Annotated in this window: 17 protein-coding genes and 1 pseudogene; 11 read left to right on the top strand and 7 right to left on the bottom strand. The window is 68.5% G+C overall.

The features are described from left to right. Nucleotides 1-247 precede the first annotated feature (247 nt). The gene (locus AB0I98_RS47350; RefSeq protein WP_362952320.1) at nt 248-997 is read right to left on the bottom strand and encodes an SDR family NAD(P)-dependent oxidoreductase; all 750 of its coding nucleotides are present in this window, start codon (nt 995-997) and stop codon (nt 248-250) included. Between the two features lie 442 nt (nt 998-1,439). Continuing rightward, nucleotides 1,440-2,546, bottom strand: coding sequence for a hypothetical protein (locus tag AB0I98_RS47345; RefSeq protein ID WP_362952318.1), 1,107 nt, complete (start codon nt 2,544-2,546; stop codon nt 1,440-1,442). Between the two features lie 478 nt (nt 2,547-3,024). Here AB0I98_RS47345 and AB0I98_RS47340 point away from each other — a divergent pair, with 478 nt between their 5' ends. The 3 genes from AB0I98_RS47340 to AB0I98_RS47330 all read left to right on the top strand — a co-directional run bounded on the left by AB0I98_RS47340 (nt 3,025) and on the right by AB0I98_RS47330 (nt 5,391). Further along, nucleotides 3,025-3,399: an AAA family ATPase gene (locus AB0I98_RS47340; RefSeq protein ID WP_362952316.1), complete on the top strand. Its 375-nt coding sequence runs from the start codon at nt 3,025-3,027 to the stop codon at nt 3,397-3,399. Nucleotides 3,400-3,953: 554 nt separating this feature from the next. Then, nucleotides 3,954-4,418, top strand: coding sequence for a peptidase inhibitor family I36 protein (locus AB0I98_RS47335; RefSeq protein WP_362952314.1), 465 nt, complete (start codon nt 3,954-3,956; stop codon nt 4,416-4,418). Between the two features lie 82 nt (nt 4,419-4,500). Beyond that, on the top strand, nt 4,501-5,391 hold the full coding sequence (locus AB0I98_RS47330) for a hypothetical protein (protein WP_362952312.1): 891 nt from the start codon (nt 4,501-4,503) through the stop codon (nt 5,389-5,391). A gap of 482 nt (nt 5,392-5,873) precedes the next feature. Here the strand turns inward: AB0I98_RS47330 and AB0I98_RS47325 are convergent, their stop codons facing one another. Then, nucleotides 5,874-6,524, bottom strand: coding sequence for a TetR/AcrR family transcriptional regulator (locus AB0I98_RS47325; protein ID WP_362952310.1), 651 nt, complete (start codon nt 6,522-6,524; stop codon nt 5,874-5,876). 80 nt (nt 6,525-6,604) lie between these two features. Here AB0I98_RS47325 and AB0I98_RS47320 point away from each other — a divergent pair, with 80 nt between their 5' ends. Beyond that, nucleotides 6,605-7,012 carry a RidA family protein gene (locus AB0I98_RS47320; RefSeq protein ID WP_362952308.1) on the top strand — a complete coding sequence of 136 codons (408 nt, stop codon included), beginning with the start codon at nt 6,605-6,607 and terminating at the stop codon, nt 7,010-7,012. A gap of 54 nt (nt 7,013-7,066) precedes the next feature. Further along, the gene (locus tag AB0I98_RS47315) at nt 7,067-7,462 is read left to right on the top strand and encodes a transposase (RefSeq protein WP_362952324.1); all 396 of its coding nucleotides are present in this window, start codon (nt 7,067-7,069) and stop codon (nt 7,460-7,462) included. Nucleotides 7,463-8,004: 542 nt separating this feature from the next. On the opposite strand, the gene AB0I98_RS47310 is transcribed toward AB0I98_RS47315, so the two are convergent. Continuing rightward, on the bottom strand, nt 8,005-9,177 hold the full coding sequence (locus AB0I98_RS47310; protein WP_362952306.1) for a serine hydrolase domain-containing protein: 1,173 nt from the start codon (nt 9,175-9,177) through the stop codon (nt 8,005-8,007). An 827-nt stretch (nt 9,178-10,004) separates the two neighbouring features. Here AB0I98_RS47310 and AB0I98_RS47305 point away from each other — a divergent pair. Further along, nucleotides 10,005-10,559, top strand: coding sequence for a hypothetical protein (locus AB0I98_RS47305; protein ID WP_362952304.1), 555 nt, complete (start codon nt 10,005-10,007; stop codon nt 10,557-10,559). 20 nt (nt 10,560-10,579) lie between these two features. Beyond that, the gene (locus AB0I98_RS47300; protein ID WP_362952302.1) at nt 10,580-10,930 is read left to right on the top strand and encodes a hypothetical protein; all 351 of its coding nucleotides are present in this window, start codon (nt 10,580-10,582) and stop codon (nt 10,928-10,930) included. Between the two features lie 510 nt (nt 10,931-11,440). Here AB0I98_RS47300 and AB0I98_RS47295 read toward each other — a convergent pair. The 3 genes from AB0I98_RS47295 to AB0I98_RS47285 all read right to left on the bottom strand — a co-directional run bounded on the left by AB0I98_RS47295 (nt 11,441) and on the right by AB0I98_RS47285 (nt 13,222). Further along, complete coding sequence (locus tag AB0I98_RS47295) at nt 11,441-11,614, bottom strand: hypothetical protein (RefSeq protein ID WP_328349426.1); 174 nt, start codon at nt 11,612-11,614, stop codon at nt 11,441-11,443. A gap of 316 nt (nt 11,615-11,930) precedes the next feature. Beyond that, nucleotides 11,931-12,602 (bottom strand): hypothetical protein, encoded by a 672-nt coding sequence (locus AB0I98_RS47290; protein WP_362952300.1) that lies wholly within the window; start codon nt 12,600-12,602, stop codon nt 11,931-11,933. Continuing rightward, entirely contained in the window at nt 12,599-13,222 is a 624-nt protein-coding gene (locus AB0I98_RS47285) for a sigma-70 family RNA polymerase sigma factor (protein WP_362952298.1), read from the bottom strand. The genes AB0I98_RS47290 and AB0I98_RS47285 overlap by 4 nt, the downstream gene beginning before the upstream one ends. Before the next feature lie 492 nt (nt 13,223-13,714). Here AB0I98_RS47285 and AB0I98_RS47280 point away from each other — a divergent pair, with 492 nt between their 5' ends. From AB0I98_RS47280 to AB0I98_RS47265, 4 genes and pseudogenes are all read left to right on the top strand, one after another. Continuing rightward, the gene (locus AB0I98_RS47280) at nt 13,715-14,386 is read left to right on the top strand and encodes a phosphotransferase (protein ID WP_362952296.1); all 672 of its coding nucleotides are present in this window, start codon (nt 13,715-13,717) and stop codon (nt 14,384-14,386) included. Between the two features lie 101 nt (nt 14,387-14,487). After that, nucleotides 14,488-14,772: pseudogene (locus AB0I98_RS47275) on the top strand (transposase); the annotation flags it as partial. Between the two features lie 339 nt (nt 14,773-15,111). Beyond that, entirely contained in the window at nt 15,112-15,918 is an 807-nt protein-coding gene (locus AB0I98_RS47270) for an SDR family oxidoreductase (RefSeq protein WP_362952294.1), read from the top strand. Nucleotides 15,919-15,954: 36 nt separating this feature from the next. Then, nucleotides 15,955-16,839, top strand: a complete 885-nt coding sequence (locus AB0I98_RS47265; RefSeq protein WP_362952322.1) for a helix-turn-helix transcriptional regulator — start codon at nt 15,955-15,957, stop codon at nt 16,837-16,839. Nucleotides 16,840-16,953 lie beyond the last annotated feature (114 nt).

The following is a 16,953-nucleotide window of genomic DNA, read 5'->3' as shown; positions in this document are numbered from 1 at the left end:
ATGCTCGTCGTGTCGGACGGGCGCTCGCGTGCCCGTCGGCACTCAGGACGGAGCCTGTCGCCGAGTCCAACGACGAGCGAAGCCGAAGACGCTTCTTTACCGTTCTACGCCTTCGGTGAGGACCTCTCCGAGGGGCGGTCCAGCTCGCGTTCGCCCGTGATGTGACCCGACAAGTCCCGCCCGCGTGCTGTTTCGACGGTGTCTACGTCTTCGTCCTCGTCGTCTTCGTCTCTGTGTTTCGCGTCGGTCAGCTGCCGCTGATCATGGCGAGCACGTCGTCGTAGGAGCCGTTGGCCTCCGCGTCGCGGATGAACCTGGCGCGCTCGACGACAAGCTCCTTCGCGTCGGGCTTCTCGCGCAGCAGGTCGAGGGTCTCGGTGAGGAAGTCGTCCAACGGCATGGACTGGTCGCTGTCCAGCTGGCCCAGCAGCGTCGTGCGCACGCCCGGCGGGACCACCTCGATCACCTGGACGCCGGCGTCATTACCGGCGAGTTGGATGCGCAGGCTCTCGGAGAAGGAGTGCAGCGCGGCCTTGGTCGCGCTGTAGGTCGGGGTGCTCTGGAACGGGACGAACGCCAGCGCTGAGGTGACGTTCATGACGACCGCGTCGTCCTTGCCCGCCAGCAGCGGCAGGAAGGCGTACGTCATCCGGATCGTGCCGAGCAGGTTGACCGTGACGTGGTCCTCGGCGACCTGGAGTCCGGCCGGGTCGAGGAGGTTCTCCAGCAGCATGATGCCGGCGTTGTTGACCAGGACGTTCAACCCCGGGTGGCTCGCCGCCACGGACTCACGGGCCCGGGCGATCGAGTCGGGGTCCGCGACATCGAGGACGAGCGCGTCGATGCCCGGGTGCTCGGCCGTGATCTCGTCGAGGAGTTCCTTGCGCCGGCCGGCGACGACCACCTTGTTGCCGGCCTCGTGCAGGCGCAGGGCCAGGCCGAGCCCGATGCCCGAGGTTCCGCCGGTGATCAGGATCGTGTTGCCGGTCATCTTCATGGGGTCTCGCTCCTTCGTTGCGGCGGGCCGGTGAGCGCCCGCGGCCTCGACCGTAGGGGCGCCCGCGCAGGGGCGGGAGAGGAAGGTTTGTCCATGGATCGGCAGTCCCTGGCGGAGCCGTAGAAGACGCCACATCCCGGCAGCGCCTCCAGACCCTGCGCCGCCCGCTGCCGGTAGGAGACCCCGGTGGCCAGGACCATGGTCTGGGCGGAAATGGCGGCTCCGTCATTGAACCGCGGCACCCCGCGCGGACCCGGTCGGCTACCGACTGTGCGGCTCCGGCGTCCACAAGACTCAGCAGTAGCGCCGGCGATGACCCGCTTCCTGCCGGCGTTGATGATGTAGGCGGCGTGTCCGGCGCAGTGGCACGGCGACCGCGACCGCGGCCCTGCCCATGGCGACGCCTCGCCGCGTCACCGTTCCCATCCGTTCCCTTCCCCGGTTACCGCGATCTCGCAGGTGCCGTCCGCGCAGACTCCGACGTCACGGCCACGTCGTCGACGATGCCCTGGTATTCCTCACGGGTCGGAGCAGATACGTCCTCCTCGCGGCCGCGTTTGCCTGTGCTCATCCAGATCGGACAGTTCAGGGTGTCGTCGGCGTCCACGGTCTGCCCGCTGACCTTGCGGCCAGTACGCGCTTCATATATGTCGATGCGGTAGCGGGCGCGATAGAAGGTCAACGTCGAGTCACCCCCTTCGTACGTACAGATCAAGTCGAGCTGGCGTCGGACGAGTCGGCTGCACGCCACCAGTTGGACATCATCCGGGTCTGGCTCACTGGAGGCCTTGCCCGCGGACGTGACCACCGGGTCGGCCCCGTGTTCCTCATCGAACAGCACCGTCGGATGCGGATCGCGCGCGCTGTAGGGGGCTGCCTTGGCATACGAGGCACCGGAGTTGCCGCACAGGCGCTCGAAATCCCGCAGATAGTAGGGCCGACTGACCATGACGACGTCGCCGAGGGGCGACAGCGCGAGTGCCCACGCCACGACGCAGGCCACTGCCCCCAGTCCCGCACCGGTGAAAAGGCGGTGAGCAGGCGGCGTCGGTTTGGGCTCCCGGAGCTCGATGGCCTCGACCAGTGCTGCTCGGGCGGTCACGGTACGGAACGTCACGTATCGCTGCTTGCCACCGTCGAGCCAGCAGAGCCGCCACGACCTGTACAAGGCCCCGCCACCCTGCACCGGGGCGACCTCCTCCACGGCGCCCCATGGGACGGCGATCGTCTCCGTTCCTCCCGTCCCCACCAAGAGACCGCCATCGCCTACCGCGAACCACCGTCTCCCGCCCCGGACCAGCAGCCAATACATCAGGCCGCCCCACGAACCCACCAGCCAGATGAATACCGCTACGGGCCTGGCGCCCGGGTCCACGTCCAGCAGGGACAGGGCCTCTATCAGGAACAACACCGTCACCCAGTCGAAACCGAGCTTGCCGATCACCAGCACCAGAACGTGCAGACGCTCGTGATGCACCCGCCGTAGCTCACCGAGCCCGGCCTCCCTCGCCAGCCTCGGCAACGAACGCCGCAGCTCCCACTCCCCCACGCGCCCCTCCCGGCCGCACACCGACAGCGACTCCGCCGGCCTCTACGCCCCGACAGATTGCCAGCTTTCCGAGCGCGAAGGGGAGCCGTCCACCCATCGGTTCTTCTTCCGACCCGCCTCCTGAGAGGCCGGCCGGCGTACCGAACCCGCGCGCGAGCAGCCGCCGGACGTATCCGCGGGGCCGCGCGCTGGTGGTGACAACGGGGAATCGGCAACCAGGAGACGACGATTCTCGCTGGTCAGCCAGCGAGTCCCGATCGTGCGCTGTCCCGGCAGACCGCACACCCCAGGAGTACGACGAGTTCCGCTCGTTCTACGATCCACGGCAGGTGCTCCAGGGAGTGAGGCGCGGCGTTGAGCCGCGCGGCGGGGGCGGAGAGTGGCAGGCCGGGCAGAGGATCGCCGCGGCGAAGGAGAGCCACAGGTGAAGGGGGCGCCCACCCCGGAAGCCGGATCGAGCCGGACGTAGGAACCGGTCATGTGCCTGCTGGTCGGACTGACCCGCTCGGGCAGGACGACGTACGCGAAGCGCCGCCTGGAGCCGACCGGGGTGACCCGGTTGTCCGTGAACGAGCGCGTGTACGCCCGCTACGGCCGCTACGGCCGCTACGGCCGCTACGGCGTCGACTACCCCCAGCGGGACTACGTTGCGCTGGAGGCCTCGGTCGTCGCGGAGGTCCGCAACGAGCTGGTCGCCCTGCTGGCCGCCGGGGGATCCGCCGCCCTTGATCACGGGTTGTGGGCCCGGAAGGAACGCGACGAGTGGAAGCAGCTCATCCGCGAAGCGGGCGGCCAGCCGCGGCTGCTGTACTTCCCGTGCCCCGCGAGGAGTTACTACGGCAGCGTGCCGTGATGTCGTAGGGAGAGACGATTGCCGAGGAGGAGGGCTCGTATCCCTCCCACGCGGGTGCGCCACATCGGACCCGATCGTAGAGCCGCCGCGCCGGATACCGCCTCGCGCCATGCGCGCCGGACAGCGGTGCTGACGGCACACTGGCGCGCATCGGGTGCACGCGTCGCGATGAGTTGTGCGCGATGCAGCGCACTCCCCGCCGGATGGTGCGCTGTTGGCAGGAATGCACCGGTCTGCGACCGTTCCGCCGGCCGACCCACACTGACCGGCGAAACAAGGTTCTCGCAAGGTTCCAGTACACACGCACTCCGCATCGTGGGGCATCGGCCACACCGCATGAACGACGGGCCTGCTGACATCGATACGGATCACGCGCCCGGTACCTGCAAAGGCGACCGCCGGCACAACCAACCTGTGGTGCCACGGTCGTAGCTACGGGCGGCGGCAGGCATTACCCAAGGCCGTCGCCGAAGCCGAGTGCGCCCGCAGCCAGCGCCTTTGCCCGCCACTGCCGACAGCCACGACCGGTACCACAACACAGCCAAGGAGAACCAGTGATCAGGACCAAAATCGCCACCGCTCTGGCGGCCGTGGGGGTTGCCGCCCTCACGGTGACCGCACTGCCCGGCGCCGCACACGCCAACCCCGAGTGGTACTCGTCACCGGCCTCGTCCACGGTGTCGCCGCTGGGGCTGCGCGACTGTCCTTCCACGAACTTCTGCTTCTGGGACGACATCAACTACGGCGGCCCCCTGGGCAAGGTCACCGGAAACAACCGCACATGGACGGCATTCCGCCAGACCGCGTGCCCGAGCGGCACCTGGAACGACTGCGCCTCCTCGGCCTACAACCACGGCACGACCGGACTGGGCGTCCATGTCTATGAACACACCGACTACAGGGGCCTGTCCGACTGCATCCCCAGGGGCTGGTACGGCAACCTCACCGGCAGGGTCTGGGACGGAACGTGGACGGTCATCAACGACCAGATCAGCAGCAACTACTGGGCGCCCTGCTGATCCGCCCCCATCCGACTGGCAGACAACCGGCAGGCTGATCATGAACCCCCCTTCGCGACGGACGGCAACCGTGCTCTCCGCGATGGCGTTGGCCGCAGTCCTGATCTGGGTCGCCGGATGCGCCGCGGGCCCGGCTTCCCGGCCGGACCCCGCGGCACCTTCCGCGCGCACTCTGCAGCGCGCGGCGGCTGTCCTCACCAGCGACGCCACCACGCTGCGACACCGCTGGCGGATCTTCCAAGCCCAACAGGTGCTGGATCAGCAGTGCATGCGCAAGCTCGGCCTGCGCTACCTGATCACGAGCGCCGGACCTGAGCCGTCGGCCGGGATCACCACGGCCGACGTGCTCGGAACCGGCTCACCGCCTGGCTATGGGGTGACCCCGAAGTCGGGCGACGGAGCCTCGGGCACACCCGCGCAGGACCAGTACGTGCGTTCCCTGCCCGCCCGCGAACGCGACCGCTACGTCACCGCCCTCAATGGGCCGGCCGACCAACTGGCCCCCCTGACACTGCCCAGCGGCATGAAGGGTTCCTACGTCAACGGCGGCTGCACCGCCCAGACATGGGCTCGGCTGTACGGCAGTGTCCGCGCCGCTTTCGAAGACATCCTCGTGCCACAGGACGTGAATCAGCTCTTCACCAGCGACCTGGCCTCCGACGGGCACTACCAAGCGGCGCTCGGCCGATGGCAGCGATGCATGGCCGGGGACGGACGCAGGGCGCAGACCCCCGCGGCCTTGATCCATTCGCTCCAGGGCAAGGCCGCCCAGGGAATGAGCCCCGCCTCGGTCGACCGCGAACAGCGCGCGGCCGCCATGTCGGACCGGCGCTGCGATGCCGAGAGCGGCCTGCGCGCCACGCTCACGGCCCGGCGTGAAGCCTTCCTGCGACAGCAGCCCCAAACGACGCTGTCGCGACTTGAGGGCGTGTGGCAGCTCAGGCATCAGGCGCTCCGGCGAGCAGCCTTGTAGGGTGTCCGGCTCATCATCCCCGGAGGTGCCTGCGGTGGCGCGCGGGCTGCCACGGCGGGTTCGGCCGGCTACTGGGTTCTGCCGCGTTCGATGACGGCGCTGTGGCGGCTTCGGAGGTTGATACATGGCTTGGCGCCACCGGGTCTCCCCCGCGCCAGCCGCTCCTTCCAACCATCCAACTCGGCCAACGCCACAGGATGTGGCGCCCGCGGGCGAGTTGGTGCTGGCACCCGGAGCGGACGAGCCCGGCGACCGTCACCTGCCAGCCGTCCCGGTGGGTGCTGACGTACGTACCCGAAGATTCCTTGGTGGAAATCGCAACGGTCTGGAAGCGTTCCCGTGGCTCCAGGCACTCCACCGCATTCAGGAGCATCGTCTCCCGCGCGGCGACCCGGCGTACGGCGATCGTCGTCGCGAACTCGATCTGCGGCGGTGCCAGGGCCGGCCCCTGGGATCAGACCTCCCTCCTCGGAACGCGCGCCCTAGGGCATGTCGCTCCGATCACGAGAACTGGGCGCGGCTGGGACTATCCGTCCCCAGCCACGCTCGACCGACTGGCGACATCGGCCGGGTTGGTCTCCTGCGCTGGTGAACAGTGCGGTCAGCATGGGCACGCCGTGGGTGAGTGCCTGGTGCGGCAGTGGGCCTGTGGCGACGAGTGAGGCGAGTCCGTGGCCAATGGTCCAGCTTTGCGTTGCCAGTTCCAGCGGGTCGACCTCGTCACGGAAGCGGCTGTTCGTCTTGGCCCGGTCGATGGCGCGGACGAGGCGGTCAAGGGTCTCGTCCGCGGCGTTGGTGTCTTCGAGGTCGAAGCCCGTGTCGAACATGACGCGGTAGAGATCGGGGTTCTCCAAGGCGTTGGCCAGGTAGGCGGCGCCCAGGGCAGCGAGGTCTCGTACCGGGTCCGCAGACATTTTGACGGCTGCGAGTTGGGCGGCCAGGCGTGTGAAGCCTTCTTGCCGCAATGCCTTCCACAGGCCGTCCATACCACCGAAGTAGGTGTAGACCGCCATCGTTGACACGCCGGTTCCGGCGACCAGAGTGCGGAGTGTGACCGGTTGCCTCGTCCGCAGCATGTGTGCGGCCCGGTCGACCAGCAGGGAGCGGACTGCTGGATCTTTCGTCCTCGCCATGGCTCCACAATACATAGCACCGCTATGCTTTCATGGTTGCTGATCTTGCTGCCCTTGACGCCAAGAGGAAGAGGCCGTTCATGTCCGTGACCCTGATCAATCCCGAGGGGTTGCCGAAGCCCGAGGTATACCGGCAGCTGTCGGTCGCCACCGGATCGAAGCTGGTGTTCCTGGCAGGGCAGGTCGCCCGCGACGCCGACGGCCGGCCTGTGGGCGACGGAGACTTCGCCGCTCAGATCGAGCAGTGCTATCTCAATGTCGCCACCGCTTTGGCCGGCATCGGCGGCTCCTTCGATGACGTGGCGAAGCTGACCATCTACGTCGTCGACTGGAGTCCCGAGAAGATGCCGCTGCTGGGTGAGGGCGTGGGCCGGGCTGCAGCGAAGCTCGGGATCGATCCGGTCAAACCGATCACCCTGCTGGGCGTTGCGGCACTGGGGGAACCGGACCTCCTGGTCGAGGTCGAAGCCACCGCGGTCATCGAATAGCCGTATCACTGCGAGCAGGGAGATCGTGGGGCTGGCCATGTAGAGTCGGGGGGTCTGACGGACGGCGAGTGGGCAGTGCTCGAGCCGCTGCTGCCAGTGAGCAACAACCGCTGCGGCCGGTGGTGTGATCACCGGCAGGTGATCACCGGGATCATTCACCGGCTGGGCACCGGAGTGCAGTGGCGGGAACCGCCCGAACACATCGGCCCGTGCAAGACCGTCCGCAGGCGGCACTTGCTGTGTTTGCCGACAGCACCTGGGAGAGGCTCCTGCGGTACGTCCAGTCCGCCGCCGACACCGAAGACGGCATCGACTGGAACATCAACGTCGACTCCACCGTTACGCGCGCTCACCCGCACGCCGCAGGAGCACCTCAAACCCCACCGCCCCGCGCCAAGCCTTTCAATGGGGGCCGCCGATGGCCAGGATGGCGACCGTCGGCCAGCATGATGCGGCACGGTCTCCTGGAAGGGGCGGTGCCCCGGGCGAAGCCCTCGGCCGGTCACGCGGCGGACTGACCACCAAGATGCGCATTGCCGCGGAAGGCCACTGCCGCCCGCTGTCTTTGCTGATCACGCCAAGACAACGGGCGGACTGCACGCAGTTCGAGCCGGTCATGGACAAGATCCATGTCCCGCGCGCGGGACGCGGCCACCACCGTCGCAGGCCGGACAGCTGAGCGCCGACAAGGCATACAGCAACCGCAAGATCCGCGCCTACCTCCGCAAACGCGGTATCCGGCACGCGATCCCAGAAAAGCGGGACCACAAGGCCGCCTGCCTTCAACGGGGTTCAGGCAGCGGACGGCCGCCGGGCTTCGACGCGGAACGGTACAAAGATCGCAGCACTGTGTAGCGGGCCATCGGCAAACTGAAGCAGTTCAGGGCCGTGGCCACCCGCTATGGCTTCTCATCTGGCTTCGTTCGTGATCCGAGGGACAGGACCTAGTCCGTCGCGGAGGGCCAACGGCGCTCGCCCTCCGCGCGGACTGCTCAGGCGATCGGGAGGGCCAGGCGCTCGTTGACGGGTTCCGCCAAAACCTGCCGGTTGGTGAGGACGACCCAGGGCCGGCCGGTGCTCGGACTGATGATCAGAGATGCGCTGAAGCCGGAGCCGGGGTGTCCGGCGACGTCCCTGGGCTGCATGAGCATCCAGCCGAGGCCCGCCTGGCCACCGAAGTCGTCCCGTTCGACCTGCGGCGAAAGTGCCTCGCGGGCGAGCGTGTCGGGCAGCAGCGACGACCACCCGAGACCGAAGCGGACCAGGTCGAGCGCGGTGGTCCACAGGCCACCCGCCGCGGGCAGCGTGCAGACCTGGGCCGGCACGGGCTGGAAGACGCCCTCCCCGGACAGGCGGTAGCCGGTGGCCGCCCCGGTTGCGGGCGGGCTCGTGGGGAACGAGGACCCGGCCATGCCGAGCGGGTCGAGGACCATGCGCGTCACGGCCTGCGGGTAGGGCAACTCGGTGACGTCGGCGATGAGTTGGCCGAGCATCGCGTACCCACCGTGGCCGTAGCCGAACGTGCCGCGCTGCCCGCCGCACGCCGCGACCGACCCCATGACCGAGACCAGGTCGGGGACACGGTCGGCAAACAGCGACGCGGGCGCGGGAATGTCGACGCCGCCCGTATGGGACAGCAGCTCCCGTACGGTGACGGCGTCATCGGCGAGCCGGATCGTGTGCAGGTACGCGTTCGCGGGCTCGTCGAGCCGAACTCGCCCGTCCGCGGCCAGCCGCAGGACGGCGGTCGCGGTGACCAGCTTGGTGACCGAGGACGCGGGAAACCGGTGCTCGGGCAGCAGCACCTCATCGCGATCGAGGCTCGCCCAGCCCCGTGCGGTCGCCCACACCGAGCCGTCACCACCCGCTCCGGCCACGGTGAAACCGACCAGCCCCAGCTCGGCGAACGGCTCCGCGGCCACCGCGGCCGACTCCTCGGGCACCGTGCCAACGGTGTGCGTCGCCGGTGCCGCCACACGCGGGTCCTTGGCCTGTGTCTCCAACGGATACAACCGCAGGGTGCGCAGCCGGTACGGCGCTTCGGTTTCGGTCGCCGCTTCGAGGCGGAGGTCGGCGAGACGCGCACGCAGGCGCAGCGGCTCAGCTCGCACGTCGGCGAGGCCCTCGCGTAGTTGCGGGGCCACCGTACTGAACAGGCGGGTCACCCAGTCCGGCGGCACAAGGCTCAGGTATTGATCGTCGAGTGCTGGCGCAGCTCGTCCTCGTTGGGGGCCGTCCATTCCGGGGCGTCTGCCGCCGAGAAACGGGACATGACCCATCGCAGCTGCGTCAGGGCTTGGCTCTCCGGGCCTGTCGCATCGACGTGTGTGTCGAACTCCCTACGGCGAGGCGGCGTTTCGCCTCGAGCTTCAGATATCGGAGGCTGGGCCGGTCGGAGAGAGGGCGTGGCTGAAGGGACAAGGCAGTCCTTCCTCGACGCCCGCGGGTCCGCGGCATCGGGCTGGAAAGATCTGCCAATGACCTTTGTATGAAACCGGTGAGCTTGCAGCTCTGCCCGCGGACCCAGAGGCGGCCGGGAACCGCCAGCACGACTATAACCCCGCCACCCCGGGCCACCGCGAACGGAATTCGCCCCGTCGACGGCACCGCTGGCCGAGCGCCACCCCGCACACGCGCCGGCCGGGAAACGATCACCCTGAACTCGGGATACGCAGCTGATGAGTTCGGCTGTCCAGCTGGTCAGCAGGTCCTCCGCATCAGCCGTGTTGTCCCCGGCGACGTCGGAAGGGCAGGCCGCGGTCCGAACGCGGGGCGGGCTACCGGGAGTGCGCCTGCTGGGCCAGTAGGTGGGCCTTGCCCGTGTCCGGACGGCGGGTCGACATGGTTGAAGCCGACTGCCAACGGCCAGTGCCTGGCCCAGCGGCGGCCAGGCGTTCGACCGAGAGCATGCCCGCACGACCCACCGGTGAGCGCGAGCGTCCTACGGTGTGAGGGGCACTGCCTTCCAACCGACAGCAAGGAGCTGCAGGCTGTGATCGTCGAGATCCCCCGGCAAGTGCGTGACACCGCCACCCAGCTCGGGGCCGGTGTTCCTTACGCCCTGAAGGTCTTGGCCGGCCAGTTGGCCGACGACCCGGACATGGGCCAGTCTTCGGGTCTGCCCGGCGTCCTCACCGTGCTGGTTGACGGCGACGTGTTCGAGGACTGCCCCGCGCTGGCTGTCGGCTACCTCCGTGAGCCTGACCGTATCGAGATCCGGTACGTGAACCCGGCGCCTACCGTCGAGCCTGCGGTCGCCCAGGACCAGGATGAGGAGCAGGGGCAGCATGCCGATCCTGCCGCAGACCAGGTCACCGGACGGGAGATCGCCGACGCTTGGCAGCGCATCACCGGCTGGCTCCAGCACAACGCCCCCGACTCCCATGCTGCGCTCCGCGCCGGCGCAAGCCCCGCCACCATCACCGCCCTGGAAGAGGACCTCGGCGTCCAGATACCCGCCGACCTGCGCGCTCTGTGGCTTCTGACCGCTGGCGACAACGGGGTCAGCAGTGCGGGATTCCTCCCCGGCAACCAGGCCCTCATGTAGCTGCCTTCTACCGGCAGCAGATGGACTCACAGGCCCACCAGAACACCCTCAACGCCCTCCGCCCCGAACACGACCGGATCACTGTGTGGAAGCCCACCTGGATTCCGGTCGTCTCGCACGGCGCGGTGGACCGTACCTCGGGCCTGTACCTGGACGGAGCGACCGGCTACCTGGGCCGCTGGTCCCGCTACAACGAAGGCCCCGGCGACGAGCTCGACACGCTGTTCACCTACCTGGAAGACGTCGCCGACATGCTTGAGGCCCCGGACCTTGCCACGCGGGACAAGCCGGGCCTGGTCGGTGGGGCGCTGGTGTGGGGCAGCAGACTCGAACCCGCGCAGGAAGAACGGTGGCAGCCCCTGACCGGCTGACACACACGGGGGTCGGCCGACGGGGTCTTGCCGGACACCGGCCGCTCACCCCGGCGGCGGTGGCCGCCAGGTCCTGAGGCCCTGCTGCTGCCGCGGCTGCCGGGGAAGTCCCCAGCCCGGACGCGAGCGGTGTGGGGGCCGTCGCGGCGGTGCCTACCCCCGCCAGTAATGCCAGCGCGGCACCAACTGCAACGTGCCGCCACGCCAACGCACGTAAGAGTGCCACTTCTTCAGAGCTATTTCACATCCTCTCTTCGCAGTTCAAAGCGTTGTCTGTGATGGGGTGCAGGGTTGGTGTGCCGTCTGCTGCCAAGCTGGTCAGCACATCCTGTCCGGCCGTACTGCCGAAAGGCCTATTGGCCTGAGCGGGGTAGGCCATGCTCGCGGCGACCTCCCAGGCGAGTTCGCGGGCTGCGGCTTCGTTGCGGTGGCGCATGGTCCAGCGCCGCAGGGCTCCACGTCCGGCGGCTTCGGCTGTCGCGGCGCCCCCGGACGTGGGCCATCTGTCGCTCACAGCAGGCGTTCCACCCACACGAAGGCGAGGCCGATCAGCCCCGTACCGGCGCCGTAGCAGGCGCCGCGCAGCAGGTGGGAGAGGGCGATCCGCCGGCGGCGTGCGATCCACTTCCGTGCGGCAGACAACCGTTCGGGGCCCGTCCGGGGCATACGAGGGCTAGGGTCCATGGGAGACGTCCCTTTCTGGATGGCGTCGTGACGGGGAGTCCGCCCGGCCGGTGGCCTCGGAACCGGTGGCCGGTGAGGGCTCCCCATCGTCGTGTTCACGGTCGGAAGCCAGTGAATGAGCGGCTGACGGTGGCCTCGCTGTAGCCCGGCGACCGGCCGGGCTACAGGCGGGGGAAATCACGACTGGGATCGGGACAGAATTCCCAGCCTGACAGCCAGTTTTCGCGATCTCGCGGTACTGTCCCCCGCCGCACAGGGCGGCGGGGCCGGCTGCGGCCGGTCCAGTAGACGAGGTCGGCCTCCGCGTCGGCGCTGTTCAGCGGCCTGCGGTGAACTCCTCCAGCCGTGCGACCAGTTGGCGGTCGGGGCGGGCGACGATCACACCGGAGCCGGGTGTGCGCGCGGCGAGCCGGTCGACTTCACCCTCCAGGCGGCGCGTGGGGGCGAGGGCGCGGGAGCCGTTGTCGCGCACGTACCGGGCGAAGATCTCCAGTCCCTCGAGGAAGGCGGCGTCGGGCGGGGTGGTGTCGGCCATGGAGTGGGTGAGCTGGTGCAGCCAGTGCCAGGCCCGCCGTGATTCGCCCAGGGACAGGTGGTGCAGGTGCAGGCAGTAGGCGGCGGCGCGGCTGCCGGCGCCGGCGGCGAGCTGCCACCAGAACTGCGCGGATTCCGGATGCGTGGTCAGGTAGAGCAGGCAGCCGAAGACGAGCGCGCCGTCGACGTCGAGTTCCTCCTCCGACAGCGGCCCCTGGTCCGGCCCTTCGGCGATCTTTGCGACGTGCGAGGGGGCGTCGGGCTCGTTGAGCACCCACCGGCACACCACCCCGAGGCGCTGGCCGGCCTGGGCGGCGCGGGTGACCTCGGTGGTGGGGGTGCGGCGGGAGGCGTCGGCGGCCAGGCGGCGCAGGCCGGCGGCGACGTCGAACGTCCGCGGCGCGGAGACCGGGAGCCGGGCGTCGGCCAGGAGGGTTTCGATGGTGGCGGTCATGCTCCTTCTCCCGTGGGCTTGGGCTTCCTTCGCTGGGCGGGCAGGCCCAGCTTGATGCGCAGGCGCTCCTTGGCGCGGCGCAGGTGGTGGCCGACGGTGCGTTCGTCGATACCGACGTACCAGGCGACTTTGGAGGTGGGGTAGCCCAGGACGTAGCGGAGCACGATCACTTCGAACTGACGGTCCGGCAGTTCGGCGATCGCCTCGTACAGGCCGCTGGCGGACTCCATCTTCTGCAGCTTGTCCCGGGCGGTGGCCAGCGCCTTGTCCAGGGCCTGGGCGATGGGGCCGTTGATGACGAACGCCGGCGCCCGCCCCTCCAACTCGAGGCGGTCGTGCACGGCCCGCCGTACGATCGCCCACGCGCCCTGCTCGAGGTTGCCGGCGCTCAGCAGCTGCGACCATCCGGCGTGGATCTCCAGGAAGACCTCGTGTATGACCTCTTCCGCGGCTGCCCGGGTACCGAAGTGGACCTCCGCATACGCGTGGAAGGGCTCCTGGTGGCCTAGATAGAAGGCCTCGAAGTCCAGCGGCAGCTCCAACGGCACGAACATGGACTGCGACAGCCCCACGCCGTAGTCCGCCGGCGAGGCGCCCTCCCGGGCGTCGTCGTAACTCACGCGAGGCTCCTGTCGGCAGGGGACATGAGCAAAGATCCTCTCCATCGAGGTCATCAGGGACCCGGCGCCAACTACCAGACGCCGACAGGCCGTTGGGCCTGTCCCCTACCTAAGCGATTTGCGGGGCGGAACACTCACGTCCCCTTGAGAAAGGCACGCAGCGTCCCCGGGATGGAGCGCTGTGCAACCTTCAACAAGCACCGCTAGTCACCCTCTGTAGCCCTCTGGCCAGCCGTAACCCGCCCGAGGTAGGCAGCGAACACTCCTCCGCATCCGGACCGTGTTCTGCATCACACACCGTCAGCCACCCCGCACACGCCACGCGCATATCAGCGCACACGCCACTGCCCGCGTCCCCTCACGCGCGCCGCAGTCGAGGGAGGTTGCCGAGACGGCCGGTTGGCGCCGCCCACCAGAACCCGGGAACGGAGAGCGGTTCTTCTACATTCGACTGGGGTGCCCAGGGTGCTGCCTGTGTCCGATGATCGACGGATGCGTCCGCTGAAGCACGGCTACACCAACCGCACCGTCGGCGACGACGCCATCGTGGAGAAGACCTATGAGGGTCCTGATGTCGAACTCAGACTCCATCGCGAACACACGCTGTTGACCCGGCTTCAAGGCCGGTTGCCCGTGCCGCCGGTGCGCGCAGCGACCGCGACCACCCTCACGCTCGGCTTCGTGGCGGGTGTACCCGGCCAGGAACTCCTGGACGCCGGGCACCCTGTGGAGGTCCTGGCCAACTGCGGGAAGCTGCTGCGCCATATCCACGCAACTGCACCGAGCGTGCTGACAGTGGGCGCGCCCAGAGCGGGCAAAGTGCTCGTGCACGGTGACTTCGGCCCCCACAACGTGCTGCTGGATCCCGGTACTGTCGAGATCACCGCAGTGGTCGACTGGGAATTCGCGCATCTCGGGGATCCGGTTGAGGACCTGGCCTGGTGTGAGTGGATCGTGCGGATGCACCACCCCGAGTACCGCGATGTACTCGGCCACTTCTTCCGGGCCTACGACGGGCAGGTGCCGCCCTGGCCGGCCCGCAGGGTCGCCATGCTGGCCAGATGCGAGACGCTGCGGCAGTTCTGCGACCGGTGGGAACCGAACGGTCCGGGTGTGAAGCAGTGGCAACTGCGCGCCACCGCGACAGCGAGCTGGCAGGAGTAGCCCGGGCCCCGGGCCACCGGCCGAGAGGGTCCGGGACGTGGCATGCAACCAAATCGCGGTTCTGCCGTGGCGCGGCGCCCAGGGTGCGGGCGGCGGCATCGAAGAACAGCGGCTTCGCCCACGCGCCGTCCCGTCATTTCCAGGCCAATGCCGCGTGGCTCGCCCTGGCGGCCCTGGCACACAACCTGACCCGCGCTGCCGGCGCCCTGGCCTTCGCGTTCCATGCCAGGGCGACCACCGCCACCATCCGTGACCGCCTGATCAACGTGCCCGCCCGCCTGGCCCGCTCCGCCCGCCGCCTCACCCTGCACCTGCCCGAACGCCGGCCCTGGAGCGAGGACTTCACCCAGCTGTTCAGCACGGTGCATGCACCGCCGACCCTCTGACGCTCCCTCACCGACCTGCCCGAAGGGGCCCGAGACCTGTGGACAAAGTGGAAGAGCTGGGCAGACCAGCGGCCACCCCATGCCCGAACCCGCAACTCAGCCCCAACACGGCCTGCACGACCCCGAAACAATCAACCGGGAATCAAGGGGGGCTCTCACAGTACCTGTATCACCAGGGTCTCCCAGACGTCCAAAGCGCCTGTCAACCTGGCTGAGTCGAAAGCGCCGACAACACTCCATGGACACGCACTGCAGCTTTACCCCCATCAGTTCAATTCAGCTGCCCCGAATACGCGACCGTGTCGGCGCATTCTTCCACGACAGAAGGAACGGAGACCAATGGCGGACAGCCAATTCACCACTCACACAGAACTTTTCGATCTGAGTGGGAAGTACGCCCTTGTCACTGGCGGCACCAAGGGAATTGGGATGATGATAGCGCGCGGCCTTCTCCAGGCGGGCGCCCGCGTCGTCATCAGCTCACGCAAGGCAGACACGTGCGCGGAGGCACAGCATCTACTGTCCGAATTCGGCGACGTTCAAGCAATCCCCGCCGACCTGTCCAGGCACGACGAGTGTCAGCGCCTCGCTGATCTTGTCACGGTCGACTCGGAACGCCTGGACATCCTTGTCAACAACGCGGGAGCGATGTGGCGCGAGCCGCTGGCGACGTTCCCGGACGAGGCCTGGGACGCAGTGATCGACCTCAACCTCAAGTCGCCGTTCTGGCTGGTGCAGGCGCTGCTCCCCGCACTTCGCAAGGCGGGCACCGCCGATGATCCCGCGCGGATCATTAACATCGGCAGTATCGCGGCCATCCACGTCGCCCAGTCGCCCAACTACTCGTACGCCAGCAGCAAAGCGGCTCTCCATCAACTCACCAGAGTGCTTGCCAGAGAGCTGGGCCCACAGCACGTCACGGTGAACGCGGTAGCACCGGGAGTGTTCCCGTCGCAGATGATGGCGTCCACGCTCGATGCCATCGGCGACACGATCGCGGCGGCGGCCCCTCTGCGCCGGCTCGGCCGCGACGACGACATGGCGGGTATCGCCGTGCTTCTCGCCAGCCGGGCTGGGTCCTACCTCACGGGCACCATCATCCCGGTAGACGGCGGCGTTGCGACGACCGCAACGGGCACTCCTTAGACCGCGGGACGGGCTTATGGTGAGGGGATGGCCACGATGGATCTACGCACCGAGATCCGGGAGTTTCTCAGCTCGCGTCGCGCCCGCATCGCACCCGACCAGGCGGGCCTGCCCGCTTACGGCAGCAACCGTCGGGTCAAAGGTCTGCGCCGCGAGGAGGTAGCGCTACTGGCGGGGGTATCGGTCGACTATTACGTGCGCATGGAGCGCGGCAGCCTCGCCGGTGCCTCCGATGGCGTGCTCGACGCGTTGGCCTCTGCCTTGCAACTCGACGAGGCCGAGCGCGACCACCTGTTCCACCTCGCGCGCCATTCCAAGGCGCCCAGCGGCCCACGCCGGCGTAGGCCTGCCGTGACGGTGCGCTCGACGCTGCAGCAGGTGCTCGACGCGATCTCCGATGCGCCGGCCTGGATCGGTAACGGCCGTTATGACGTGCTCGCCATGAATCAACTCGCTCGCGCGCTGTATTCACCGGTGCTGGCCGACCCGCGACGGCCCGCGAACACAGCACGGTTCGTCTATCTAAACCCCGAGGCGGCCAGAGATTTCTTTGTCGACTACGACCAAATTGCCGGTGCCGTGGCCGCGAAGCTACGCATGGAAGCCGGCCGCAATCCGCACGACGAGGAGCTGATCGCCCTGGTCGGCGAACTGTCAACGCGCAGTGAGGTATTTCGGCAGCGGTGGGCATCTCAGGACGTGCGGCTGCACCGTTCCGGCCGCAAGCGTGTGCGCCATCCGATCGTGGGCCAGCTCGACTTGGACGTCGAGTCCCTGGAACTGCCCGCCGAACCCGGCCTGCACTTCAACGTCTACACCGCACCCGCGGGCACACCGACCGCTGACAATTTAGCGCTCCTGGCGTCGTGGGCGGCCACCCAACAGACGCTGGCGACCGAGCTCGAAGAACACAACGGATAGTCCAACCCCTTCAGCCGTACTAACCTCGCGCTTTCACGAGGTGGGCTGTCCAAGCGCTGATCAGAAACACGGAAAGTGCCCTTGACCTGCAACGATAGGACTTGCTGAGGGTCC

It is taken from the genome of Streptomyces sp. NPDC050211 (assembly GCF_040656035.1).
Classification (GTDB): domain Bacteria; phylum Actinomycetota; class Actinomycetes; order Streptomycetales; family Streptomycetaceae; genus Streptomyces.
Note: the sequence above shows the minus strand (reverse complement) of the source record. Positions and strands in the feature narration are given on the sequence as shown.